At 63.1% G+C, this 23,711-nt stretch carries 19 protein-coding genes; 13 read left to right on the top strand and 6 right to left on the bottom strand.

All coding sequences use genetic code 11. From position 1 onward, the window contains the following. Positions 1-1,493: protein-disulfide reductase DsbD (gene dsbD, locus GTP69_RS24175; RefSeq protein ID WP_161057277.1), on the top strand; the 1,493-nt coding region annotated here is incomplete at its 5' end. On the opposite strand, the gene GTP69_RS24180 is transcribed toward dsbD, so the two are convergent. After that, on the bottom strand, positions 1,494-2,045 hold the full coding sequence (locus tag GTP69_RS24180) for a Spy/CpxP family protein refolding chaperone (RefSeq protein ID WP_161057278.1): 552 nt from the start codon (positions 2,043-2,045) through the stop codon (positions 1,494-1,496). It lies immediately after the preceding gene. Positions 2,046-2,238: 193 nt separating this feature from the next. Between GTP69_RS24180 and GTP69_RS24185 the strand changes: the two genes are divergently transcribed. The 6 genes from GTP69_RS24185 to GTP69_RS24210 all read left to right on the top strand — a co-directional run bounded on the left by GTP69_RS24185 (position 2,239) and on the right by GTP69_RS24210 (position 11,768). Next, on the top strand, positions 2,239-2,967 hold the full coding sequence (locus GTP69_RS24185; RefSeq protein WP_161057279.1) for a response regulator: 729 nt from the start codon (positions 2,239-2,241) through the stop codon (positions 2,965-2,967). Beyond that, on the top strand, positions 2,964-4,322 hold the full coding sequence (locus GTP69_RS24190) for an ATP-binding protein (RefSeq protein ID WP_371868099.1): 1,359 nt from the start codon (positions 2,964-2,966) through the stop codon (positions 4,320-4,322). The genes GTP69_RS24185 and GTP69_RS24190 overlap by 4 nt, the downstream gene beginning before the upstream one ends. A gap of 126 nt (positions 4,323-4,448) precedes the next feature. Beyond that, positions 4,449-5,615, top strand: coding sequence for an efflux RND transporter periplasmic adaptor subunit (locus GTP69_RS24195; RefSeq protein ID WP_161057280.1), 1,167 nt, complete (start codon positions 4,449-4,451; stop codon positions 5,613-5,615). Between the two features lie 3 nt (positions 5,616-5,618). After that, positions 5,619-8,768, top strand: a complete 3,150-nt coding sequence (locus tag GTP69_RS24200; protein WP_161057281.1) for an efflux RND transporter permease subunit — start codon at positions 5,619-5,621, stop codon at positions 8,766-8,768. A 69-nt stretch (positions 8,769-8,837) separates the two neighbouring features. Continuing rightward, a complete protein-coding gene (locus GTP69_RS24205) occupies positions 8,838-10,709 on the top strand; it encodes an FAD/NAD(P)-binding protein (RefSeq protein WP_161057282.1) in 1,872 nt (623 codons plus the stop codon). Positions 10,710-10,856: 147 nt separating this feature from the next. Beyond that, a complete protein-coding gene (locus GTP69_RS24210) occupies positions 10,857-11,768 on the top strand; it encodes a hypothetical protein (RefSeq protein ID WP_161057283.1) in 912 nt (303 codons plus the stop codon). 46 nt (positions 11,769-11,814) lie between these two features. On the opposite strand, the gene hemB is transcribed toward GTP69_RS24210, so the two are convergent. Beyond that, complete coding sequence (hemB, locus tag GTP69_RS24215) at positions 11,815-12,828, bottom strand: porphobilinogen synthase (protein ID WP_161057284.1); 1,014 nt, start codon at positions 12,826-12,828, stop codon at positions 11,815-11,817. After that, positions 12,821-13,528, bottom strand: a complete 708-nt coding sequence (yihA, locus tag GTP69_RS24220) for a ribosome biogenesis GTP-binding protein YihA/YsxC (protein WP_161057285.1) — start codon at positions 13,526-13,528, stop codon at positions 12,821-12,823. Before yihA ends, hemB begins: the two co-directional genes overlap by 8 nt. Positions 13,529-13,675: 147 nt before the next feature. Here yihA and GTP69_RS24225 point away from each other — a divergent pair, with 147 nt between their 5' ends. The 5 genes from GTP69_RS24225 (at position 13,676) to msrQ (ending at position 19,385) form a co-directional block, all read left to right on the top strand. After that, a complete protein-coding gene (locus GTP69_RS24225; RefSeq protein WP_161057286.1) occupies positions 13,676-14,350 on the top strand; it encodes a c-type cytochrome in 675 nt (224 codons plus the stop codon). A 125-nt stretch (positions 14,351-14,475) separates the two neighbouring features. Then, positions 14,476-16,572: a cytochrome c biogenesis protein ResB gene (locus GTP69_RS24230; protein ID WP_161057287.1), complete on the top strand. Its 2,097-nt coding sequence runs from the start codon at positions 14,476-14,478 to the stop codon at positions 16,570-16,572. A gap of 9 nt (positions 16,573-16,581) precedes the next feature. Then, complete coding sequence (gene ccsB, locus GTP69_RS24235) at positions 16,582-17,736, top strand: c-type cytochrome biogenesis protein CcsB (protein WP_161057288.1); 1,155 nt, start codon at positions 16,582-16,584, stop codon at positions 17,734-17,736. Between the two features lie 69 nt (positions 17,737-17,805). Then, on the top strand, positions 17,806-18,783 hold the full coding sequence (gene msrP / locus GTP69_RS24240) for a protein-methionine-sulfoxide reductase catalytic subunit MsrP (RefSeq protein WP_161057289.1): 978 nt from the start codon (positions 17,806-17,808) through the stop codon (positions 18,781-18,783). After that, entirely contained in the window at positions 18,783-19,385 is a 603-nt protein-coding gene (msrQ, locus tag GTP69_RS24245) for a protein-methionine-sulfoxide reductase heme-binding subunit MsrQ (protein WP_161057290.1), read from the top strand. Before msrP ends, msrQ begins: the two co-directional genes overlap by 1 nt. 36 nt (positions 19,386-19,421) lie before the next feature. On the opposite strand, the gene lysA is transcribed toward msrQ, so the two are convergent. Both lysA and lptM read right to left on the bottom strand, forming a co-directional pair. Further along, positions 19,422-20,699, bottom strand: coding sequence for a diaminopimelate decarboxylase (gene lysA, locus GTP69_RS24250; protein WP_161057291.1), 1,278 nt, complete (start codon positions 20,697-20,699; stop codon positions 19,422-19,424). Positions 20,700-20,704: 5 nt separating this feature from the next. Then, positions 20,705-20,884 carry an LPS translocon maturation chaperone LptM gene (gene lptM, locus GTP69_RS24255; RefSeq protein WP_110846418.1) on the bottom strand — a complete coding sequence of 60 codons (180 nt, stop codon included), beginning with the start codon at positions 20,882-20,884 and terminating at the stop codon, positions 20,705-20,707. A 43-nt stretch (positions 20,885-20,927) separates the two neighbouring features. Here lptM and cyaY point away from each other — a divergent pair, with 43 nt between their 5' ends. Then, complete coding sequence (gene cyaY / locus GTP69_RS24260) at positions 20,928-21,266, top strand: iron donor protein CyaY (RefSeq protein ID WP_110846419.1); 339 nt, start codon at positions 20,928-20,930, stop codon at positions 21,264-21,266. Here the strand turns inward: cyaY and GTP69_RS24265 are convergent. Further along, the gene (locus GTP69_RS24265) at positions 21,263-23,632 is read right to left on the bottom strand and encodes a penicillin-binding protein 1A (RefSeq protein ID WP_161057292.1); all 2,370 of its coding nucleotides are present in this window, start codon (positions 23,630-23,632) and stop codon (positions 21,263-21,265) included. The genes cyaY and GTP69_RS24265 overlap by 4 nt on opposite strands. Positions 23,633-23,711: the final 79 nt, after the last annotated feature.

The raw sequence follows: 23,711 nt of genomic DNA on the forward strand, positions 1-23,711 counted from the left end.
GCGCCTCGACGAACGCGGCCGCAACGACGACTGCGGCGGACGCCGCCACCACCGGGACCTCCGCCGCCACGCCAGGCGCTGCAGGGCAGGGCGCGGTCAACATCGGCGTCGACGGCGGCAAGCCTGCCGCTGCCGGTCCCGGCGTCAAGATTTACACTATCCCCAATCCCACCGCTGTCGATATCGTACCGCCGGCGCCAGCGCCGCAAGCCGCCGCGCCTGTCGCCCCAGTCAATGACGCCGGCCATCTGGAAGCCGCACTGAAGAGCGGCAAGCTGCTGGTCATCCTGCCGCTGTTTGCGCTGCTGGGCCTGGGCCTGTCGTTCACACCCTGCGTGCTGCCGATGGTGCCGATCCTGTCCTCCATCATCGTCGGCGAAGGCGAGAACACCACCCGCAGCCGCGCACTGGCGCTGTCTGTCACCTACGCGCTGGGCATGGCGCTGGTCTACACCGCGCTGGGTGTGGCCGCCGGCTTGGCTGGCGAAGGCCTGGCCAGTACCTTGCAGAATCCGTGGGTGCTGGGCGCGTTTGCCCTGCTGATGGCGCTGCTGTCGCTGTCGATGTTCGGTTTCTACGAACTGCAAGTCCCGGCAGCACTCCAGAGCAAGCTGAGCACAGTCTCCAACCGCCAGTCGTCGGGCAAGCTGGCCGGCGTGTTCGTGATGGGCGCGATTTCCGCGCTGATCGTCGGCCCTTGCGTGGCCGCGCCATTGGCTGCCGCGCTGGTCTACATCAGCCAGTCGCGTGACATCGTCATTGGCGGCAGCGCGCTGTTTGCGATGGCGGTCGGCATGAGCGTACCGCTGATTCTGGTGGGCGTATCGGCCGGCACGCTGCTGCCGAAAGCCGGCATGTGGATGGACTCGGTCAAACGCTTCTTCGGCGTGCTGATGCTGGCGGTCGGCTGGTGGCTGGTGTCGCCGGTGCTGCCGGGCGCCGTGCAAATGATGGGCTGGGCCGCGCTGTTGGTCGGCTATGGCATGTATCTGCTGCTGAACAGCGGTAAATGGGTCGCTAAATCGCTGGCGGTCATCGTGGTGGTGCTGGGCGTCGCGCAACTGGTGGGCGTGGTCAGCGGTGGACGCGATCCGCTGGCGCCGCTGGCGCACCTGACCGGCAAGGCCCACGACACGTCGCTGGCATTCCAGCGCGTGAAGAACGTGCAGCAATTGGACGCGATCCTCGCGCAAACCGGCGGCAAAACCGCCATCCTGGACTTCTATGCCGACTGGTGCGTGTCCTGCAAGGAGATGGAAAAACTGACCTTCGTCGATCCCGCCGTGCGCGCCAAGCTGGCCAACACCGTGCTGCTGCAAGTGGACGTAACCGCCAACGACGACGAAGATAAAGCCATGCTGAAACGCTTTGGCCTGTTCGGCCCGCCGGGCATCATCCTGTTCGACAAGCAGGGCAAGGAGATCCCGAGCGCGCGCGTGATCGGCTTCCAGGATGCGGCGAAATTCACCGCATCCCTGTCCGCCCTGAACTAATCAACCACGCTGTGGGCGTGGACCGCCCCAGCCTTCGTGCTGTTCGCCGCCATGGCCCCAGCCGCCGCGCTGGCCATGGTGACCACCGTGACCCCAGTGGCCATGACGGCCGCCACGTTCGCCGCCCAGGCCGTGCTCATCAAACAGCGTCTGCTGCGCCGGGTTCAGCTGGCCGTAGAAAGCGGTGACGGCTTTTACGCGGGTTTCCAGGAACGCTTCACGTTTCTTGGTCATGTCCAGTGCCAGCGTCAGGCGTTCCGGTGCGGTCAGCTTGTCGAATGGCTTGTGTTCCGGACGCTTGCCGTCAAAGGCTGGCAGCTTGATCGCAGATTGATAGTTGGCCCAGGCCGATTCCTGTTGCGCGGTCAGCTTCAGCAAGTCATGCAGGCGCGCCTGGCGCTTGGCGTACATATCCGCCATCTTGGCCTGCATCTGTTCCTTGCTCGGATGGGCGTCGTGCTGCTTCGGCACCGGTTTGGCTTCCTGGGCCTGCGCTGCGGCCATGCCCAGTACGGTGAAACCGATCAGTATGCTTTTGCGTAAGATGTTCATGGTCGTTCCTTCATGGTTGAGAGTTAAATAATTCGCGTTGTTTTCGCGCTTGGTGCCATCTTGGTCGCCCAAGGTTGCGCTTACGTTTCTCTGCCCGAAGTTTTTGTATCCAGATGTTTCGCCTGCAAGTAGCCCCTACGCACTTATACAAGACGATACAATTGGTATATGGTCTTGCATGGATAATGGGCGCATGGAACCGACATCTACAATTTTGATCGTTGACGACGATCGCGACATTCGCACGCTGTTGGCGGATTACCTTGAATCAAACGGCTATCGCGCCTTGTGCGCGGCCGATGGCGCAGCCATGTGGAAGCTATTGGACGAAGCCCGTCCGGAACTGGTGGTGCTGGACTTGAACCTGCCCGGCGACGACGGCCTGACACTGTGCCGCAAGCTGCGCGCGCACTCGACGCTGCCGGTGATCATGCTGACCGCCCGCAACGAACCGCTGGACCGCATCCTCGGCCTGGAAATGGGCGCCGACGATTACCTGCCGAAACCGTTCGAGCCGCGCGAGCTGCTGGCGCGCATCCGCAGCGTTCTGCGCCGCAGCAACGCCATGCCGGTCGGCTCCGGCACCGACAAGGCGCAGCAGATGAAATTCTCCGGCTGGACGCTGGACCTGACCGCGCGCCACCTGCTCAACCCGGACGGCATCGTCATCATGCTGTCGGGCGCCGAGTTCCGCCTGCTCAAGGTCTTCCTTGAACATCCGAACCGCGTGCTCAACCGCGACCAGTTGCTGAACCTCACCCAGGGCCGCGACGCCGATCCGTTCGACCGCTCGATCGACATCCAGATCAGCCGCCTGCGCCAGAAGCTGGGCGAGGATGCGCGCATGCCGCAAATCATCAAGACCGTCCGCAACGGCGGTTACGTACTGGCCGGCCAGGTCGCCGTGGAGCCGCAAGCGTGAAAGCCTTCCTCGGGTCGATGACCGGGCGCGTGTTCCTGGTGCTGTTGTTGGGCATCGTGGCGTCGGCGGCGCTGACCCAGTGGCTGGCCGTCAACGAACGTTCGCGCGCGCTGGAGCGCTACCGCGACTTCCACGCGCTGGAGCGCGCCGAGCAACTGATCACCACCGCCGACGCCATGCCGGACAGCGCCCGCCCGACCTTTCTGGTGGCGGCCGCGCGCGGCACCGTGCGGCTGGAGCTGAGCGACGCGCCACAGGCGCAAACGCTGGCGCCAACCGAATTCTCGACCGCGCTGCAACAGCGCCTGGGCGCGGGCTTCAAGCTGGGACCGCTGGCCGAACACCTGGCCGCCTGCGACCAGCCGCGCCAGACCACCAGCATCTTCGCCTCCAGCCAGTGGCGCGGCACCTGCGAAGCCATCAACATCTACCTGCATGACGGCCAGGTGCTCAAGCTGTCGGTGCTGCCGCCGCGCGCGCCGCCGGCCGCCTCCACCAACAGCGAACTGGTGTCGCTGCTGCCGTTCCTGCTGAGCATTGCCTTCCTGGCTTACCTGGTGGCGCGCATGTCGATGCGTCCGCTGAAGCAGCTGGCGCAGGCGGCCAAGGACCTGGGCAACGACATCAACCACCCGCAAGTCGTGCTGAGCGGCGCCGCCGAGATCCGCCAGGCCAGCGCCGCCTTCAACGCCATGCAGGCGCGCATCCGCCAGCACATCACCCAGCGCACGCAGATGCTGGCCGCCATCACCCACGACTTGCAGACGCCGCTGACGCGCCTGCGCCTGCGGCTGGAAAAGGTCGGCGACAAGGAATTGCAGCAACGCCTGATCGACGACCTGTCGGCCATGCAGCAAATGGTCAAGGAAGGGCTGGACCTGGCGCGCAGCATGGACTCGACCGAAACCATGCAGGCGCTGGACCTGGACGCGCTGCTCGACAGCGTGTGCAGCGACGCCACCGATACCGGCCAGCAGGTCGAACTGCGCGGCCGCGCGGCAATGGCGCTGATGGGCCGGCCGCTGGCGATTCGCCGCTGCCTGGTCAATCTGATCGACAATGCCGTCAAATACGGCCACTATGCCAATGTGAAGGTGGAGCGGCTGGCGGGTTCGTCGCGCATCAGCATCCGCGACGGCGGCCCCGGCATTGCGCCGGAGCAGATGGCGCGCGTGTTTGAACCGTTTTACCGTATCGAAACCTCGCGTTCGCGCGAGTCCGGCGGCACTGGCCTGGGACTGACCATTGCCCGCAATATCGCCGAACAGCACGGCGCCAATGTCACGCTGGCCAACCATCAGGACGGCGGACTGGAAGTCACGCTGGTGTTGCCCGAGTATTACGTCGGCAACTAACCAACACTCCGCAGAAAAAAGCGTCCTGCGGTAATACTGGTGCAGTTTTTCTGGTAGATACTATGCGACAATATTCCGCCTTGTGCTTGGCGGCAATGTTTTTCGACGTGAAAATTATTATTAAAAATGAAAAAATCTTCCTTGGCGTTACTGGTCGGAGCAGTCGTAGTAGTGGGTGGTGGCATCTGGTATATGACGCATCACAGCGAGCAGCCGGCCTCCGGTAACAAGTTGAACGGCAACGGTCCGCAGGGACCGACCACCGTCAGCATCATCGCGCCGAAGCGTCAGGACGTGCCGGTGGTGCTGCAGGCGAACGGCACGGTGACGCCGATCAGCACCGTCGACCTGCATCCGCAAACCACCAGCACCATCGCCAAGGTGCACATCAAGGAAGGCCAGTTCGTCAAATCCGGCGAATTGATGTTCACGCTGGACGACCGCACCGAGCGCGCCAATATCGACAAGGCCCAGGCCCAGGTCGAACGCGACCGCGCCGCGCTGGCCGACTACGAACGCCAGTACAAGCGCTCGATGGACTTGCTGGCGCAGAAATTTATCGCCCAGGGCGCGGTCGATACTCTGAAGAGCCAGGTCGATTCCGCCCGCGCCGTGTTGCAGGCCGACATAGCCGCCGTGCGCGGCGCCAATGTGGACGCCAGCTATACCGCGATCCGCGCGCCGATGAACGGCCGGGTCGGCGCCATCAACGTTTATCCGGGCAGCCTGGTGCAGATGGCCACGCTGCTGACCTCGGTCACCCAGCTGGACCCGATCACGGTCGCCTTCACCTTGCCGGAAACCTCGCTGAGCGGCCTGATGGCGGCGCAGCGCGAAGGCGCGGTGCCGGTGCAGGTAACATTGGATAACTCGACGCTGGCCGTCAACGGCAAGCTCAGCTTCATCGACAACACGGTCGATCCGGTGGCCGGCGTGATCCGCGTCAAGGCCCAGTTCGACAACAAGGACACCGCGCTGTGGCCGGGCCAGTACGTCAACACCAAGCTGATCTCGCACGTGTTGAAAGACGCGACGGTGATTCCGCAAAACGCTATCATTAGCAACACCCGCGGCACCTTTGTCTACGCGGTGGACAAGGACCAATCCGCCAAGGTGGTCAACATCAAGCGCCTGTATGCATTCGGCGAAAGCGCCGCCGTCTCCGGCCTGACCGGCGACGAACAAGTGATTGTCGACGGCAAGCAAAACCTGCGGCCGGGCGGCAAAGTCCGCGTCGCCTCGGCTGACAAGCCGGCCGACGCCAAGGTTGATGGTAGCAAGCAGAAGGGCTAAGCGATGAACCTTTCCGAGTTGTGTATCCGCCGCCCTGTGATGGTGGTGCTGTTGTCGGCCACCCTGATCCTGGCCGGCGTGCTGTCGTACTTCTACATCCCGGTGGCGGCGCTGCCGAGCTATAACACACCGGTGATTAATGTCTCGGCCGACCTGCCGGGCGCCTCGCCGGACACCATGGCGTCGTCGGTGGCGCTGCCGCTGGAGAAGCAGTTCTCCACCATCGCCGGCCTCAGCCTCATCACCTCGACCAACACGCTGGGCAATTCCTCGCTGACCCTGGAGTTTGACCCGAGCATCAACGTCAACGAAGCGGCGGTCGACGTGCAGGCGGCGCTGCTGCGCGCGCAACGCCAGTTGCCGATCGAAATGACCGACCTGCCGTCCTACCGCAAGGTCAATCCGGCCGATGCGCCGGTGCTGTTCATGACCATGAACTCGCCTTCGCTGACGCTGTCCGAACTGAACGACTACGCCGAAAACCTGATCGCGCCATCGCTGTCCACGCTGCCCGGCGTGGCGCAGGTGACCGTCAACGGCCAGAAACGTTTCGCCGTGCGCGTGCGCGCCAAGTCCGACCTGATGAACGCGCGCAACCTGACGCTCGACGAGTTGCAGCAAGCGATCAAATCCGCCAACGCCAACACGCCGCTGGGCATTCTCGACGGCCCGAGCCAGACGCTGACCATCACCGGTAATGCCCAGCTGATGAAAGCCGCCGACTACGCCGAGCTGATCATCGCCCAGCGCAACGGCCAGCCGGTGCGCCTGAAGGACGTGGCCGACGTGCAGGACAGCTTCCAGTCGACCAAGGCCGCCGGTAGCTACAACGGCGAGCGTTCGATCGTGCTGCTGGTGCAGCGCCAGCCGGACGCCAACACCGTGCAAGTGGTGGACGGCGTGCGCCGCCTGCTGCCGCAGTTCAAGGCGCAATTGCCGGCCTCGATCAACATCAACCTGGTCAACGACCGTTCGGTGTCGATCCGCGAGGCGATCCACGACGTCAACCTGACGCTGCTGCTGACCATCGGCCTGGTGGTGATGGTGATCTTCCTGTTCCTGCGCCGCGCCGCCGCGACCTTCATTCCGGCGATCACCATGCCGATCTCGCTGCTGGGTGCGCTGGCCTTGCTCTACGCCTTCGGCTACTCGCTGGACAACGTCTCGCTGCTCGGCATTACGCTGGCGGTCGGCCTGGTGGTCGACGACGCCATCGTGGTGCTGGAAAACATCGTCCGTCACATCGAGATGGGCAAGCGGCCGCTGGAAGCATCGCTGATCGGCGCCAAAGAGATGGGCTTCACCATCATCTCGATTTCCGTGTCGCTGGTGGCGGTGTTTATTCCGATCTTCTTCATGCCGGGCGTCATCGGCCTGATGTTCCACGAATTCGCCGTGGTGGTGGCGCTGTCGGTGCTGGTGTCGGCGGCGGTGTCGCTGATGCTGGTGCCGATGCTGGCCAGCCGCCTGCTGCCGGCCGACGCCATCGATCCAGAGCACGACAAAGGCAACTTCATCGGCCGCTGGTTTGAAGCCGGTTTCGGCGCGCTGCGCGACTTCTACGCCCGCACGCTGGACGTGGCGCTGCACCACCGCTATATCGTGCTGGTGGCCGCGCTCGGCACCTTCGCGCTGACGGCGGTGCTGTACATCACCACGCCGAAGGGCTTCTTCCCGGAGGAAGACTTGGGCCAGATCCGCGTCAACACCGAAGCCTCGGAAGATATCTCGTCGTCCTCGCTGATGGACTTGCAGGAAAAAGTCGCGGCCGTGATCAAGGCCGATCCGAACGTGCAGGACGTGACGTCCTTCGTTGGCGGCGGCAACACCGGCCGCATGTTCCTGGTGCTCAAGCCGCGCGGCGAACGCAAGCGCATGCCGGAAGTGCTGGACAGCCTGCGCAAGGCCACCAAGCAAGTGCCGGGCATCGCCGTCTACCTGAGTCCGGTGCAGAACTTGCAGCTGGGCGGACGCCAGTCCAAGTCGCGCTACCAGTACACGCTGCAATCGGTCAGTCCGGGGGCGCTGAACGACTGGGCGGAAAAATACATGGACCGCATGCGCGCCGACGCCGACTTCCGCGACGTCACCAGCGATTCGCAGAACAAGGGCCTGCAAGCGTCGCTGAAGATCGACCGCGACAAAGCCAACAACCTCGGCGTGGCAATCGGCGATGTCCGCACCGCGCTGTATCTGGCCTTCGGTGAGCGCCAGGTGTCGACGATTTACTCGCCGGCCGCCAGTTACTACGTGATCCTGGAAGCGGCCGACGCCGACCGCCAGTTCGATAGCGCGCTGACCAAGATTTCGGTGCGCAACAAGACCGGCCAGCTGGTGCAGCTGTCCAGCTTTGCCACCGTCGAGCGCACCATCGGCCCGACCGCCGTCAACCACCAGGGCCAGCTGCAGGCGATTACGCTGTCGTTCAACCTGGCGCCGGACGTGCCGCTGGGCGTGGCCACCGCCAAGATCGACCAGTGGGCGGCCGATATGCGTCTGCCGCCATCGATCATCACCAACTACGGCGGCGACGCGGCGGTGTTCCAGAGTTCGCAGGGCAGCCAGCTGATCCTGATCATCGCCGCGCTGGGCGTGATCTATGTGCTGCTGGGCGTGCTGTACGAGAGCTACATCCACCCGCTGACGATTCTGGCCGGCCTGCCGTCGGCGGCGGTGGGCGCGCTGCTGACGCTGCGCCTGTTCAACCTCGACCTGACCATGATCGCCATCATCGGCATCCTGATGCTGATCGGTATCGTCAAGAAGAACGCCATCATGATGATCGACTTCGCGCTGCACGCGCAGCGTAACGAGGGGCTGACGCCGGCCGTGGCGATCCGCCAGGCCTGTATCCTGCGCTTCCGTCCGATCATGATGACCACCATGGCGGCGCTGATGGGCGCGCTGCCGATCGCGCTCGGCCTGGGCGCCGGCGCCGAGCTGCGCCAGCCACTGGGCCTGGCCGTGGTCGGCGGCCTGATCTTCTCGCAGGTGATCACGCTGTACATCACGCCGGTGATTTACCTGTTCCTCGACAAGTACAGCGGCACCGGCCCGATGCTGGACGCGGAAATCGCCGCCGACGCCGCCATCCCGCCGGCTGAACGCGAAGCGGTGCACGCCGTTCCGCTGAAGGCCGTGAACAAGCATTGAGCGGTGACAAGTTGATGTAAAGATCGTCTCTTTATCATGGGCTTTTGGCCCGGATAAAGAGGCGATTGGATGAAACGCACCAGCATTACCATCATCGGCATGGGCCCGCGCGGGCTCAGCGTATTTGAACGCCTCGCCGCGCTGGCGCTTCACCGCCAGCTTCTCCTTGACCTGATTTTGATCGAACCCGGCGAATGCGGACCGGGCGTGCACGTCGCGCGCCAGCCGCAGCATTTGCTGATCAACACGCTGGCCAGCCAGGTCACCATGTTTCCGGCCGCTGGGGCCGTCAGACACGCGCCAGTGTGCGCGACGCCGTCGCTGACGGTATGGGCCAGGCAAATGGGTTATCGGCGCGTAGGCGACCGCTACTACCGTCTGGGAAGCAGTGGCGGGCACGACATCGGCGAGGCAGACTATCTGCCGCGCAGTTTGCTGGGCGAGTATCTGGCGTGGGTCTACCAGCAGGTGGCGGCGGCGCTGCCGGCCGGTGTGGCGGTCACGCATCACCGGCAGCGGGCGGTGGACTTGTCGCAGCGGCTGGATGGCAGCAGCGTGATCGAGCTGGAGAGCGGGTATGTGGTGACCAGTGATTTTGTGTTTCTCACCACCGGGCACGGCAGCAACCTGCCCAGCGATCTGGATGCATGGCTGGGCAAATTCGCGCAGGACCATGCGCGCTACAACAGCCGGCTGGGTTTTGTGCGGCAGGTGTATCCGATGGAACAGCTGTCGCGCATCAGCGCCGATGCGCGGGTGGCGATCCAGGGGCTGGGGCTGAGTGCGCATGATGTGATCGCCGAGCTGACGGTAGGGCGGGGCGGCGAGTTTGTGGCGGGGCCGGAGGGCTTGCGCTATCTGCCGTCGGGACGCGAGCCGCAGTTGACGCTGTGTTCGCGCAACTGCTTGCCGTACGCGGCGCGCGGCGTCAACCAGAAGGGGCTGGACGGCCGCCATCAGGCGCGCCACTTCACGGTGGACGCGGTGGAGGCGCTGCGCCGCCAGGCCCTGATCGCGCGCGGCAGCAGTCAGCTGGACTTCGACCGCGAACTGCTGCCCCTGCTCAAGCGCGAAATCGCCGACGCCTACCGAACCGCAGCCGCCACGCTCGACGCCCCGGACGAAGATACCTTGCTGGCCGACCTGCTATTCCCCCTGCAAGACCGCCAATTCGCCACGCTGGCCGAGTTCCGCCGCTACTTCCGCGACTGGCTGCAAGCCGACCTGGCCGAAGCCCGCCTCGGCAACCTTGCCAGTCCCACCAAAGCCGCCACCGACGTGCTGCGCGACGTCCGCGCCACCTTGCAGTCAGCCATCGAGCACGGCGGCCTGACGCCAGCCTCGCACCGCAAATTCCTCAACGTCTACCATCCCGCCATCAACCGCGCCGCCTTCGGCCCGCCGCTGCGCCGCAACGAAGAACTGCTGGCGCTGCTGGACGCCGGCGTCATCACCCTGCAAGCCGGCCCCGGCAACCGCATCGACATCGACGAAACCGAATCCACCTACCTGCTCACCACCAAATTCAGCGGCGGCGCCGAACAGCACCCGGTCGACGTGGTCGTCATAGCAAGGTTGGAGCCGTTTGTGCCGGAAACCGACACATCCTTACTGATCCGTAATATGTTAAAACGCGGCCTGGTCCGGCCGTACTACAACGGCGTGTTCCACCCCGGCGGCATCGACATCAACCGCGCCGGCCAGCCGCTGGACGCCGGCGGCGCCGCACTGGCCAACCTCTGGGCGCTGGGCTACCTGACCGAAGGCGCGCACTACTACACGCATGCCTTGCCGCGTCCGCAGCTGAGGTCCCGCCAGGTGTGGGATGCCGAACAATGCGTCATGGCCTTGGCCGCTAAAATGGCTGAAAACCAGCGTCGCAGCCCGCGCAAACGGGCGGCGGCGAGTGCTCAAAAACATGACACTTTGCAAAGCAATTGATACATACGGTAACACCCGTCAAGAGCCGAAACTTGTAAAGTAGACAGTCTGGTGCCCTGGATGGCATTGGGAGCGGTTCCCAAAAGAGCGGGACTCTGGCACTATGGCCCCATTTTGACGACTTCTGCGTTCCACAAGGTTTGTATCTTGCACCACGACTCCCATATCCTCTCCGCGCATTCGGAATACTGCGAGACTTGCGGCCAGCGCCTGCCGTCGGCGCAGGATAGCTTTGCTACGTGGGACCGCAAGTCCAAAAACAAGCGCATCGGCATCGGTATTTCGATCGCGCTGCACTTGGCGGGCGTGCTGTACTACCTGTTGGCACCGACGCCCAAGCCGACCAAGTCGGCGCCGCCGAAGAGCGGGCAGATGGTCTACATCCAGCCGATGGATAAAGTGGTGCCGAAGCCGATCACCAAGCCGTCGCCGGCCCCATCCAAGCCGGCCACCAAGCCGCCGCCGCCGCGCAAGCAGCAGGTGGTGACCAAGGAAGCCCCGGTCGCGACCAAGCCCAAGCTGGAAACCTTCGTGCCGCCGGTGCAGGCGACCATGACGCCGCCGCCGGTCGAAGACATGTCGGAAATGATCGCCAAGAAGCGCGCCGCGCGTGAATCGCTGAATCCGCCTGCGCCACCGGCGCCGGCCGCCGAAAGCGAAGCGGACCGCGCCAAGCGGGTGGCGCTGGCCAACATCGCGCGCGCCAACGGCGCCGGCCAGAGCAGCGGCGCCGACCGTGACGATACCGGCGGCGTATTCCAGGTCGACAAGAGCTTCCACAGCGCCGAAGTCAAGTTCCGTGGCTGGAACACCAACTTCAAGCGCAACTGGCTGCAGCAGATTCACGTCGAGCAGGGCGCCGAGCAGGATATCGAGACGGCGGTGGTCAAGGAAATGATCAAGATCATCCGCAAAGAGAAGCCGGGCGACTTCCAGTGGGAGTCGCGCCGCCTGGGCAAAGTGGTCAACCTGAGCGCGCGCAAGGAAGACGAGAAGGAACTGGCCGCCTTCCTGATGAAGGAAATGTTCCCCGAATATACGCGCGGGGCATCGCGATAAGTAAAAAAGCCGGGCTAGCCCGGCTTTTTTGATGCTTGCGGCGTGCTTATTTGCCTTGCAGCTTGCGCGCGACGTCCAGCGCGAAGTAGGTCAGCACGGCGTCGGCGCCGGCGCGCTTGAAGGCCAGCATCGATTCCATCATCACCTTGTCGTGATCCAGCCAGCCGTTTTGCGCGGCTGCCTTGAGCATCGCGTATTCGCCGCTCACCTGGTAGGCGAAAGTCGGCACCTTGAATTCGTCCTTCACGCGGCGCACGATGTCCAGGTAAGGCATGCCAGGCTTGACCATCACCATGTCGGCGCCTTCGGCCAGATCCAGGCCCACTTCGCGCAGCGCTTCGTCGCTGTTGGCAGGGTCCATCTGGTACTGGTTCTTGTCGCCCTTGCCCAGGTTGGCCGACGAGCCGACCGCATCGCGGAACGGGCCGTAGAACGCCGAAGCGTACTTGGCCGAGTAAGCCATGATGCGGGTGTGGATATGGCCGCCCGCTTCCAGCGCTGCGCGGATCGCGCCGATGCGGCCGTCCATCATGTCCGACGGCGCCACCACGTCGACGCCGGCTTCCGCGTGGCATAGCGCCTGGCGGATCAGCATCTCGGTGGTGATGTCGTTGATGACGTAGCCGTTCTCGTCGATCAGGCCGTCCTGGCCATGGCTGGTGTACGGGTCGAGCGCGACGTCGGTCAGGATGCCCAGTTCAGGGAAGGCTTGCTTCAGGGCGCGTACCGCGCGCGGCACCAGGCCGTCCGGATTGGTGGCTTCGACGCCATCTTCGGTTTTCTTCGACGCATCGATCACCGGGAACAGCGCCAGCACCGGGATGCCCAGCGAGACGCATTCTTCCGCCACCTTCAGCAGCAGGTCCACCGACACGCGCTCCACGCCCGGCATCGACGCTACCGCCTCGCGCTGGTGCGTGCCTTCCAGGATGAACACCGGGTAGATCAGGTCGGCCGGGGTGACGACGTTTTCGCGCATCAGCGCGCGCGAGAATGGATCGCGGCGCATGCGGCGCATGCGGATGGCAGGAAATTGGGCTGCAGCTGCTGACTTACTCATTGCTATCGCTTCCTAAATCTGGGGTGGGTTCTTCATCCTCCAGCAGCCCCGCCAGTTCAAGAATCTTGTCGTTGGCTTCGTCGATGCCGATGCGGTTCTGCGCGGAGAACAGTTGCACGGTGAAGGGGAAGCCTTCGCCGTCTTCGTCGACGTAGCTGTCGAGCTTGGCCTTGGCCTGGCGCAGCACGTTGATCGAGTCGTTGCGGTTGAGCTTGTCAACCTTGGTCAGGATGCAATGGATCGGCTTGCCCGTCGGGGCGAACCATTCCAGCATCTGCACGTCGAGGTCGGTGAACGGGCGGCGCGAATCCATGATCAGGACCAGCGCGGCCAGCTGCTCGCGGCGCTGCACGTAGTCGCCCAGCAGGCGCTGCCAGTGCAGCTTGGCCGAGCCGGACACTTCCGCGTAGCCGTAGCCGGGCAAGTCGACCAGCAGCGCTTCGATCTCCTCGACGATGGTAGGGTCCTTGCGGTGCTGCGCCACGTGCGCGCCACCGATGGAGAAATAGTTGATGTGCTGGGTACGGCCAGGGGTCTTGGAGGCGAACGCCAGACCCTTCTGGTTGCACAAAATATTGATGGCAGTGGATTTACCAGCATTGGAGCGACCAGCAAAAGCGATCTCCGGCACCTGGGTGTCGGGGAGGTCGCGTAATTGGTTAACGGTCGTAAAGAAGCGGGCTTGCCAGAGTTTGGACATGGGGATTGGGGAAAAAGCAACAGGTTAAAGCAGGGAATTTTTTAAGCTATTGTACAATGAGTAGATACCCGGTGCCCCCTGGCAGGTATCAGCGCCTATGTGGACCCCCTGGTTTAAAACTTTTTAGACTCCTCCTAGGGTGCTTGAATGAATAGTGTGAATCTGTTTTCACCGATTGTAAAATCCCTGCTTGTTGCCTTGCTGGCCGTTTCGGCCACGGCCCACGCCGAAGACAAAAAGCCCGCCCCGCCTGCCCCACCCAAGATCGATGCTGCCAAAGGCGCCACCCTGTTTACCGACGGCGACGCCGCCCGTGGCCTGCCGGCCTGCGTGTCCTGCCACGGCGCCGGTGGCAATTCCACCATCAGCGTCAATCCCAAGCTGGCCGGCCAGCATGAAGGCTATCTTTACAAGCAACTGGTGAACTTTACGACGGCACAACGGAATCAACCGGTGATGACGACCTACGCCAAACTGCTGACCGACGACGAAAAGCACAACATCGCTGCCTGGCTGGCGACCCAGAAGCAGACGCCGGGCGCCGCCAAGAACAAGGATACGGTTGAGCTGGGCAAGAAGATTTATCGCGGCGGCATCGCCGAGAAGAATGTGCCGGCCTGTGCCAGCTGTCACGGCGCCACTGGTTCCGGCATTCCGATCCAGTATCCGCGCATCGCCGGTCAGCACCAGGACTACACGTTCGCCGAGCTGGGCCTGTTCAAGACGGGCGCCCGCAAAGGCGTCGAGATGGACGCGATTGCCAAGCGCATGTCGGACGAAGAGATGAAGGCCGTTGCCGATTACGTAGCAGGCCTGAAATAAAGTTGATGAATCCGCATTTTTCCAGTGCGGACTCACCCAAAAGAAGAGGGCGGCAGCGTAAGCATGCCGCCCTTTTTGTTGGTATGCTGCCGCCTGACCACTTTTATTAAAGAAGCTGAACTCGCATGACTAGCCCCAGTACCACCGGCATCGAGCTGAAAACCCGCCGTCCCATCATTGGCGAAATCGTTGAACTGATTTCCTCCATGCGTTTCGCCATCGCCTTGCTGGCGATGATTGCGATCGCCGCCGTCATCGGCACCGTGATGAAGCAGGGCGAGGCGTCGACCAATTACATCAACCAGTTTGGCCCGTTCTGGTACGAGATCTTCCGCAAGATCGGCCTGTACACCGTGTATTCGACCTGGTGGTTCCTGCTGCTGATGACGGCGCTGGTCAGCTCGACCACGCTGTGCATTGCGCGCAACGGCCCGAAAATGCTGAAGGACATGCGTAGCTGGCGCGAGAACGTGCGCGAGCAGTCGTTGCTGAACTTCCACCACAAGATGCAGTGGCAGGTGCCGCTGTCGCGCGCGGCGCTGGCGCAGCAGAGCGCAGCGCGCCTGAAGGACGCCGGCTACCAGGTCAAGCTGGTGGAAAAAGACAACGGCACGCTGGTGGCGGCCAAGCAGGGAGCCGCCAACAAGTTCGGCTACATCTTCGCGCACGCGTCGATCGTCATCATCTGTATCGGCGGTCTGCTGGATTCGGACGTACCGATCCGCATGCAGGAATGGTTCTTCGGCAAGACGCCGTTCAGCGGCAGCGGCCTGATTTCGCAAGTGCCGCCGCAGCATCGCCTTGGTGTCGGCAACCCCACCTTCCGCGGCAACACCATGATTCCGGAAGGGCAGAACAGCAACACCGCCATCCTGGCCCGTCCGGACGGCGTGCTGATCCAGGAACTGCCGTTCACCATCAGCCTGAAAAAATTCACCATCGATTTCTACAGCACCGGCATGCCCAAACTGTTTGCCAGCGACGTCGAAGTACGCGACAACCAGACCGGCGAAACGGTCAAGGGCACCATCGAAGTCAACCATCCGCTGACCTTCAACGGCGTGTCGATCTACCAGTCCAGCTTTGAAGACGGCGGCAGCAAGCTCAAACTGAGCGGCTTCCCGATGACCGGCAACGCCACCGAGCGCTTCGAGATCGCCGGCGAAGTGGGCGGCACCACGCCGCTGACCCAGGACACCACGGTAGAATGGTCGGGCTTCCGGCCGTTCAACGTGGAAAACGTCGGCCCGACCGATGACCCGCGCGCGGTCAAGCAGGGCAAGAGCCTGGAAGAAGAACTGGCGCAAAGCCTGGACAAGCACACCGGTTCAGCCGGCAAGAATGCCGTCAACAAGAACCTGAAAAACGTCGGCCCGAGCGTCAGCTACAAGCTGCGCGACAAGACCGGCCAGGCGCGCGAATACCAGAACTACATGCAGCCGGTTACGGTCGACGGCGCCACCGTGTTCCTGGCCGGCGTGCGCGCCAATCCGTCGGACAACTTCAGCTACCTGCGCATTCCGGCCGACGACGGCCATAGCGTGACCGAATGGATGCGCCTGCGCGCCGCGCTGCAAGACCCGGCCCTGCGCGCCGCCGCCGCCCAGCGCTACGCCGAACGCGCCACGCCGAATTCGGCCGCCGGCGACGCGCTGCGCGCGCAGTTGCAGGCCTCGGCCGACAAGAGCTTGGGCATCTTTGCCGGCAGCGACAAGGCGGCCGGCTTCATGGCCATCTCGCAGTTCCTGGAAAAAGTCCCGGCCGCCGAGCAGGAGAAGGCCGCCGACGTGTTCATGAAGATCCTCAACGGCAGCCTGTGGGACCTGTGGCAAGTCGCGCGCGCCAAGGACAAGCTGCCGCCGGTGAGCGAAGACGAGACCCACGCCCGCTTCCTGCAACTAGCCACCAACGCGCTGTCGGATGCGTTCTTCTACGGTGCCCCGGTCTACCTGCAACTGGACGACTACAACGAAATCAAGGCCTCGGTATTCCAGGTGACGCGCTCGCCGGGCAAGAACGTGGTCTACCTCGGCTGCCTGTTCCTGGTGCTGGGCGTGTTCGCCATGTTCTACATCCGCGAACGCCGCCTATGGATCTGGATCAAGGACGACGCCAACGGCGCCAGCGACGCGCTGATGGCCATGAGCACCCAGCGCAAAACGCTGGATTTTGAACGCGAATTTGAAATACTGAAGGAAAAGCTGCCGCAGTCGGCAGCATAGGAGCAGACCATGGAAATGACCCAATCCCAGCAAACCTATCAGCAGGCGCCCGGCTATTTCAAGCGCCTCAACGTTGTCGACTGGCTGTTCGCGCTGGCGCTGCTGGCCGGCGCGCTGTTCGGCCTGAGCCGCTACGGCGCGTTCATGAATTATTACGAGCAGGTGATCCTGCTGGCGGCGGTGCCGGTGTTCGCCACGCTGGGCTGGCACTGGAAGGCGGTGCGCTGGCTGATGCCGCTGATCGCGCTGCTGTCGCTGTGGGCGATCTCGATGTACGCCGGCGACCTGGATAACGGCACCAAGAAATTCTGGCTGCGCATGATGCTGTCGAGTCAGTCGGCGGTGTTGTGGATGAGCGTGATGTTCGTCATCGCCACCGTGTTCTACTGGATCGGCTTTATCGGCCGCTCGGCCGCCGCCTCCAGCATCGGCTCCAAGCTGTGCTGGGCCGCCGTGGTGCTGGGCTGGACCGCGATGATGGTGCGCTGGTACGAGTCCTACCTGATCGGCGCCGACGTCGGCCACATTCCGGTGTCCAACCTGTACGAAGTGTTCATCCTGTTCTCGCTGATCACCGCGATGTTCTACCTGTACTTCGAACAGCGCTACGCCACCCGCCAGATGGGCCCATTCGTACTGCTGGTGATCTCGGCCGCGATCGGTTTCCTGATGTGGTACACCACCTCGCGCAACGCGGCCGACATCCAGCCGCTGCTGCCGGCGCTGCAAAGCTGGTGGATGAAGATCCACGTCCCGGCCAACTTCATCGGCTACGGCAACTTCGCGCTGGCCGCCATGGTCGCCGCCGCCTACCTGCTGAAAACATCGGGCTACCTGAAGGACCGCCTGCCGTCGGAAGAAGTGCTGGACGACGTCATGTACAAGGCCATCTCGGCCGGCTTCGCCTTCTTCACCATCGCCACCATTCTCGGCGCGCTGTGGGCGGCGGAAGCGTGGGGCGGCTACTGGTCGTGGGATCCGAAGGAAACCTGGGCGCTGATCGTCTGGCTCAACTATGCGGCCTGGCTGCACATGCGTTTGATGACGGGCCTGCGCGGCCGTCCGGCGGCCTGGTGGGCGCTGGTGGGCCTGCTGGTGACGACCTTTGCTTTCCTGGGTGTCAACATGTTCCTGTCCGGCCTGCACTCCTACGGCAAGTTGTAAACGGAAGTTTAAGTTTGATTCCGGAAGTTTGGTGTAAGGTTGAGCCTCACACCGCTTCCGGAGTCCACCATGTTGATCAAGCGTCCCCCGAATGGCATAGACCTGCCGTTTTCCTCTGAAATCACGCCGCGAGAAGTGTACGAATCGCGCCGCAGCTTCATGAAGCAGATCGCCGTGGGCGCGGTCGGCGGCGCGGCATTGCTGGAGATGGCGCAGCGCGAAGCTTTCGCACAGGGCACCGGCGCCAAGCTGGCCGCCAAGCTCAATCCGGCCTATTCGGTGCTCGACAAGCAGACGCCGTACAAAGACGCCACCACCTACAACAACTTCTACGAATTCGGCACCGACAAGAGCGAACCGGCGATGTACGCTGGCACGCTGAAGACGCGGCCGTGGACCATCGCCATCGAAGGCGAAGTCAGGAAGCCGATGACGCTGGACATTGATGCGCTGCTGAAGCTGGCGCCGATGGAAGAGCGCGTCTACCGCCTGCGCTGCGTCGAAGGCTGGTCGATGGTGATCCCGTGGATCGGCTACTCCCTCTCCGAGCTCATCAAAAAGGTAGAGCCCACTGGCAATGCCAAGTATGTAGAATTCGTCTCACTGGCGGACAAGAAGCAGATGCCGGGCGTGGGCAGCCGCGTGCTGCAATGGCCGTACACCGAAGGCTTGCGCATCGACGAGGCCAATCACCCGCTGGCGCTGCTGGCCTTCGGCATGTATGGCGAAGTGCTGCCGAACCAGAACGGCGCGCCGGTGCGCATGGTGCTGCCGTGGAAGTATGGTTTCAAATCGGCCAAGTCGATCGTCAAGATTCGTTTTGTCAAAGACCAGCCGCGTACCTCGTGGAACCTGTCGGCGGCGAATGAGTACGGCTTCTACTCGAACGTGAATCCGGATGTGGACCACCCGCGCTGGTCGCAGGCGTCCGAGCGTCGCATCGGCGAAGACGGCTTCCTGTCGCGTAAGCGCAAGACGCTGATGTTCAACGGCTATAACGATGTAGCCCCGCTGTACGCGGGCATGGACCTGAAAAAATTCTACTGATGCCGACAACGAAACAAATCAGCTGGATCAAGGGCGCCGTGTTTGTCGCGGCGCTGATTCCCCTGGCGCGCATGGCGTATCTGACGCTGACCGGGCAACTGGTCGACCCGCTGGAATTCATCACGCGCGGTACCGGCGACTGGACCTTGTACTTCCTGACCATCACGCTGGCGGTGACGCCGCTGCGCAAGCTGAGCGGATGGAACTGGCTGATCAAGCTGCGCCGTATGGTGGGGCTGTACACCTTCTTCTACGGCTTCCTGCACTTTATGACGTTTCTGTGGTTCGACCACTTCTTCGACCTGGCCGAAATGTGGAAGGATGTGCTGAAGCGGCCGTTCATCACGGTGGGCTTGATCGCCTTCGTGCTGCTGATCCCGCTGGCGCTGACCAGCACCAACGGCATGATCAAGCGCCTGGGCGGCAAGCGCTGGCAATGGCTGCACCGGCTGATCTACGTGATCGCGCCGCTAGCGCTGCTGCACTTCTGGTGGATGAAAGCCGGCAAACACAACTTCAACCAGCCGATCCTGTTCATCGTCATCATCGGCACGCTGCTGCTGATGCGCGTCTGGTGGGCGACGCGCAAAGCGGCGCAATGAAAAAAGCCGCCGGCGGGAGCGGCGGCTTTGGGTGGCTTACTTGATCACCGATTCCAGCGCGAACAAGTCTTCCGGCTTCTCGCGCTGGCGCACCAGATGCACAGTGCCGCCGTCGACGATGACCTCCGCCGCGCGGCCGCGGGTGTTGTAGTTGGATGCCATGGTCATGCCGTAGGCGCCGGCGGTGTGCATCACCAGCAGGTCGCCGGCTTCCACCGCCAGCGCACGGTCGCGGGCCAGCCAGTCGCCGGATTCGCAGATCGGGCCCACCACATCGTATTCCGCCGCTGCGGCGCTGCCTTGCACCACCGGCTGCATATCCATCCACGCCTGATACAGCGCCGGACGCGCCATGTCGTTCATCGCCGCATCGACGATGCAGAAATTCTTCTCTTCGCCATGCTTGAGGAACTCGACCTTGGTCAGCAGCACGCCGGTGTCGCCAACAATGGAACGGCCCGGCTCGAAGATCACCTTGATCGGCTTGCTGTTGTGGCGCGCGGCGCGCCATGCGTCAATCTTCGCAAACAGGCGGCCCAGGTAGTCGCCTACCGGTACCGGCGCCGATTCGCCCGCTTCACGGTAATCGATGCCAATGCCACCGCCGATGTCCAGGTGGTGCAGCTCAATGCCTTCGGCGCCCAACTGATCGATCAGCTCGATCAAACGGTCCAGGGCTTCCAGCAGCGGCGCATCGTCCAGCAGTTGCGAGCCGATGTGGCAGTCGATGCCCGACACGTCCAGGTGCGGCAGCTTGGCGGCGGTGCGGTAGGTGTCCAGCGCGTCGTCGAACGCCACGCCGAACTTGTTGGCTTTCAGGCCGGTCGCAATATACGGGTGGGTCTTGGCGTCGACGTTCGGATTCACGCGCAGCGAGATGCGGGCTTTCTTGCCCATCGATCCGGCCACCTCGTTCAGGCGGTGCAGTTCGGGAATCGATTCGACGTTGAAGCACAGGATGTCGTGCGACAGCGCCAGGCGCATTTCGTCCACGCTCTTGCCGACGCCGGAGAAAATCACTTTGCGCGGATCGCCGCCGGCCGCCAGCACGCGCAGCAGTTCGCCGCCGGAGACGATGTCGAAACCGGCGCCCTGGCGCGCCAGCAGGTCGAGGATGGCCAGGTTGGAGTTGGCCTTCATGGCGTAGCACACCAGCGCGTCGCGGCCGGCGCAGGCGTCAGCGTAGGAGGCGAAGTTGGCCAGCAGGGCGGCCTTGGAGTACACATAGGTCGGCGTGCCGAACTGTTCAGCGATGGCGGTCAGCGACGCGCCTTCGGCGTGCAGCACGCCGTCTTTATACGAAAATTGCGACATAGACTTTATTGTTGAGGCGCGGGAGGCACCGGCGAGGTGGTTGGCGCAACGGCGCCGCTCTTGGCGGTGGGCTTGGCTGCAGGAGGCTTGGGCAGGTACAGCGGGCCGGGTTGGCCGCAGGCGCTCAGCAATGTGGTCAGGCACAGGATAGATGTGCCGATAATCAAACGGAAAGTGGACTTCACGATAGAATCATGGATTATTTAGATGCAGATACTGGAGTGTAGCATGGGCGAATCAGAATTCCTGGCGCAAGCCGAAGCCACCCTCAACGCCATCGAGGCCGCGCTGGACCGGTTAAACGATGCCGACATGACCGATGTCGAATGCAGCCGCAGCGGCAACGTGCTGGAGATTGAGTTTATCGACAACGGTTCCAAGATCATCGTCAATAGCCAGGCGGCGATGTCCGAGCTGTGGGTGGCCTCGCGTTCCGGCGGCTACCACTACAAGCAAAAAGACGGCAAGTGGCTCAATACCCGCGACGGCTCCGAGCTGTTTGCCACCCTGTCCGAAGAAGTCTCGAAGCAGGGCGGCGCGCCAGTGGTGCTGACGCCTGACGCTTAAAACAGCTCGTTCTTCACGGCATCCTTGGCCTTTTCCTCGGCCGGGGTGCCATGCCCCGGCGCATCGAGGTTGTTGACCCCGGTGCCCGGCGGATTCTCCGTGTAGTAATACTCATCCCCCACCAGCATCACGCCGTCCGGCACCGCGCGTTCCTCGATTGGAATGCTCTTCAGGGCTTTTTGCATGTAGTTGATCCAGATCGGCAATGCCAGGCCGCCGCCGGTTTCGCGGTTGCCCAGGTTCTTCGGCTGGTCGTAGCCGATCCAGGCGATGCCCACCAGCTTGGGTTGATAGCCGGCGAACCAGGCGTCGATCGAATCATTGGTGGTGCCGGTCTTGCCGGCGATGTCGCGCCGGCCCAGCACATTGGCCTTGGCCGCCGTGCCGAAGCGCACCACATCCTTCAGCATTGAATCCATCAGGAAGGCGTTGCGCTCGTCGATCACGCGGTTCTTCTCGTCGCCAGCCAGGTCCGGGTGCGCCTGCGACAGAATCTTGCCGTCGGCGTCGGTCACCTTGGAGATCAGGTAAGGGCTGACCTTGTAGCCGCCGTTGGCGAACACCGCATACGCGCCGGCCATCTGCAGTGGCGTGACGTTGCCGGCGCCCAGTGCCAGCGTCAGGTAAGGCGGGTTCTTGTCGGCGTCAAAGCCGAAGCGGGTTGCGTATTCCTGGCCATACTTGGCGCCGATGCGGTGCAGGATGCGGATCGAGATCATGTTCTTGGACTTGGTCAGGCCCTTGCGCATGGTCATCGGCCCTTCATACTTGCCGTCGTAGTTCTTCGGTTCCCACGCCTGGCCGCCGGTCTGGCCGGCGTCGAATGAAATCGGCGCATCGTTGATGATGGTGGCCGGCGACAGGCCGCGCTCCAGCGAGGCGGAATAGATGAACGGCTTGAACGACGAGCCCGGTTGACGCCAGGCCTGGGTCACGTGGTTGAACTTGTTGCGGTTGTAGTCAAAGCCTCCCACCATGGCCTTGATCGCGCCATCTTGCGTGCTGGCCGCCACGAAGGCCGATTCGATTTCCGGCATCTGCGCCACCAGCCAGTCTTTGCCCTCTTGCAGCACGCGGATCACCGCGCCACGGCGGATGCGCTTGTTCGGCGGATTCTTGTCCGACAGCCACGAGCGGCCTTGTTCCAGGCCGGCGCCGCTGATCTTGATTTCATCGCCCGAGGCGGTCACGGCGGTAATCAGCTGTGGCGTCGCCGACAGCACCACGGCGGCGATCAGGTCGTCGTTGTCCGGATGCTCGGCCAGCACGGTTTCGATGGCGTCGTCGGCTTCTTCCTTCTTGGCCGGGATGTCGATGTACGCTTCCGGACCGCGATAGGCGTGGCGGCGTTCGTAATCCATTACGCCCTTGCGCAGCGCCAGGTAGGCGGCGTCCTGGTCGGCCTTGGTGATGGTGGTGAACACGTTCAGGCCGCGGGTGTAGGTATCTTCCTTGAACTGTTCGTACACCAGCTGGCGCGCCAGCTCGGCCACGTACTCGGCGTGCACGCCGAATTCGCTGCTGTCGGTCTTGACCTTCAGCTCTTCGGCCTTGGCGGTCTCGAATTGCTTGTCGCTGATATAACCCAGGTCATGCATGCGTTGCAGGATGTACTGTTGGCGGGTGCGCGCGCGCTTTGGATTGACTACGGGATTGTAAGCCGATGGCGCTTTCGGCAGGCCGGCCAGCATGGCGGCTTCGGCGATGCTAATGTCGCGCAGGTTTTTGCCGAAATAGATTTGTGCGGCCGACGAGAAACCATAGGCGCGCTGGCCCAGGTAGATCTGGTTCATATAGACCTCCAGGATCTGGTCCTTGCTCAGATTCTTTTCGATCTTCCAGGCCAGCAGCATCTCGTAGACTTTGCGCTTGATAGTCTGTTCGCTGGACAGGAAGAAGTTGCGCGCCACCTGCTGGGTGATGGTCGACGCGCCTTGCTTGCCGCCGCTGCCGAGCGCGTTGTGCACGCCGGCGCGCAGGATGCCGGTGTAGTCGACGCCGCCGTGTTCGTAGAAGCGGTCGTCCTCGATGGCCAGTACGGCTTTCTTCATGACATCCGGGATGTCCTTGATGCGCACCAGGTTGCGGCGCTCTTCGCCGAATTCGCCGATCAGCACGTTATCGGCGGAGAAGATCCGCAGCGGCATCTTCGGCCGGTAGTCGGTCAGCGTGTCGAGCTCGGGCAGGTTGGGATAGGCCATCGCCAGACCGAACACCACCAGCAGCACGCCCGTGATGCCCAGGCCGAGCACGGACAGCCCGGCCAGCAGGAAGAACCGCGACGAGCGCGACGGTGCCTTGCGCGCTGGCTTGCCGGTTTGGTCTGGCGGGTTGGTTGGTGGCGGTGCCGAATTGGAAGAAGCCATGCAGTGCGATCTCTTAGTTATTTGTGCGGACCATTATAAGCGAGCGGCAGGGCCGTTCCATATGACAGGAATATTTCTG

Origin of the sequence: Duganella levis (assembly GCF_009857605.1) — a bacterium.
In the GTDB taxonomy this organism is placed as follows: domain Bacteria; phylum Pseudomonadota; class Gammaproteobacteria; order Burkholderiales; family Burkholderiaceae_D; genus Rugamonas; species Rugamonas levis.

Excerpts from the sequence above, each read along its gene's own strand:
- GTP69_RS24225 (WP_161057286.1), top strand. The coding sequence starts at position 13,676 with ATGAATAGTGTGAATCTGTTTTCACCGATTGTAAAATCCCTGCTTGTT.
- ccsB (WP_161057288.1), top strand. The coding sequence starts at position 16,582 with ATGGAAATGACCCAATCCCAGCAAACCTATCAGCAGGCGCCCGGCTAT.
- lysA (WP_161057291.1), bottom strand. The coding sequence starts at position 20,699 with ATGTCGCAATTTTCGTATAAAGACGGCGTGCTGCACGCCGAAGGCGCG.
- msrQ (WP_161057290.1), top strand. The coding sequence starts at position 18,783 with ATGCCGACAACGAAACAAATCAGCTGGATCAAGGGCGCCGTGTTTGTC.
- GTP69_RS24195 (WP_161057280.1), top strand. The coding sequence starts at position 4,449 with ATGAAAAAATCTTCCTTGGCGTTACTGGTCGGAGCAGTCGTAGTAGTG.
- msrP (WP_161057289.1), top strand. The coding sequence starts at position 17,806 with ATGTTGATCAAGCGTCCCCCGAATGGCATAGACCTGCCGTTTTCCTCT.
- yihA (WP_161057285.1), bottom strand. The coding sequence starts at position 13,528 with ATGTCCAAACTCTGGCAAGCCCGCTTCTTTACGACCGTTAACCAATTA.
- GTP69_RS24265 (WP_161057292.1), bottom strand. The coding sequence starts at position 23,632 with ATGGCTTCTTCCAATTCGGCACCGCCACCAACCAACCCGCCAGACCAA.
- GTP69_RS24230 (WP_161057287.1), top strand. The coding sequence starts at position 14,476 with ATGACTAGCCCCAGTACCACCGGCATCGAGCTGAAAACCCGCCGTCCC.
- hemB (WP_161057284.1), bottom strand. The coding sequence starts at position 12,828 with ATGAGTAAGTCAGCAGCTGCAGCCCAATTTCCTGCCATCCGCATGCGC.
- GTP69_RS24185 (WP_161057279.1), top strand. The coding sequence starts at position 2,239 with ATGGAACCGACATCTACAATTTTGATCGTTGACGACGATCGCGACATT.
- cyaY (WP_110846419.1), top strand. The coding sequence starts at position 20,928 with ATGGGCGAATCAGAATTCCTGGCGCAAGCCGAAGCCACCCTCAACGCC.
- GTP69_RS24180 (WP_161057278.1), bottom strand. The coding sequence starts at position 2,045 with ATGAACATCTTACGCAAAAGCATACTGATCGGTTTCACCGTACTGGGC.
- GTP69_RS24200 (WP_161057281.1), top strand. The coding sequence starts at position 5,619 with ATGAACCTTTCCGAGTTGTGTATCCGCCGCCCTGTGATGGTGGTGCTG.
- GTP69_RS24205 (WP_161057282.1), top strand. The coding sequence starts at position 8,838 with ATGAAACGCACCAGCATTACCATCATCGGCATGGGCCCGCGCGGGCTC.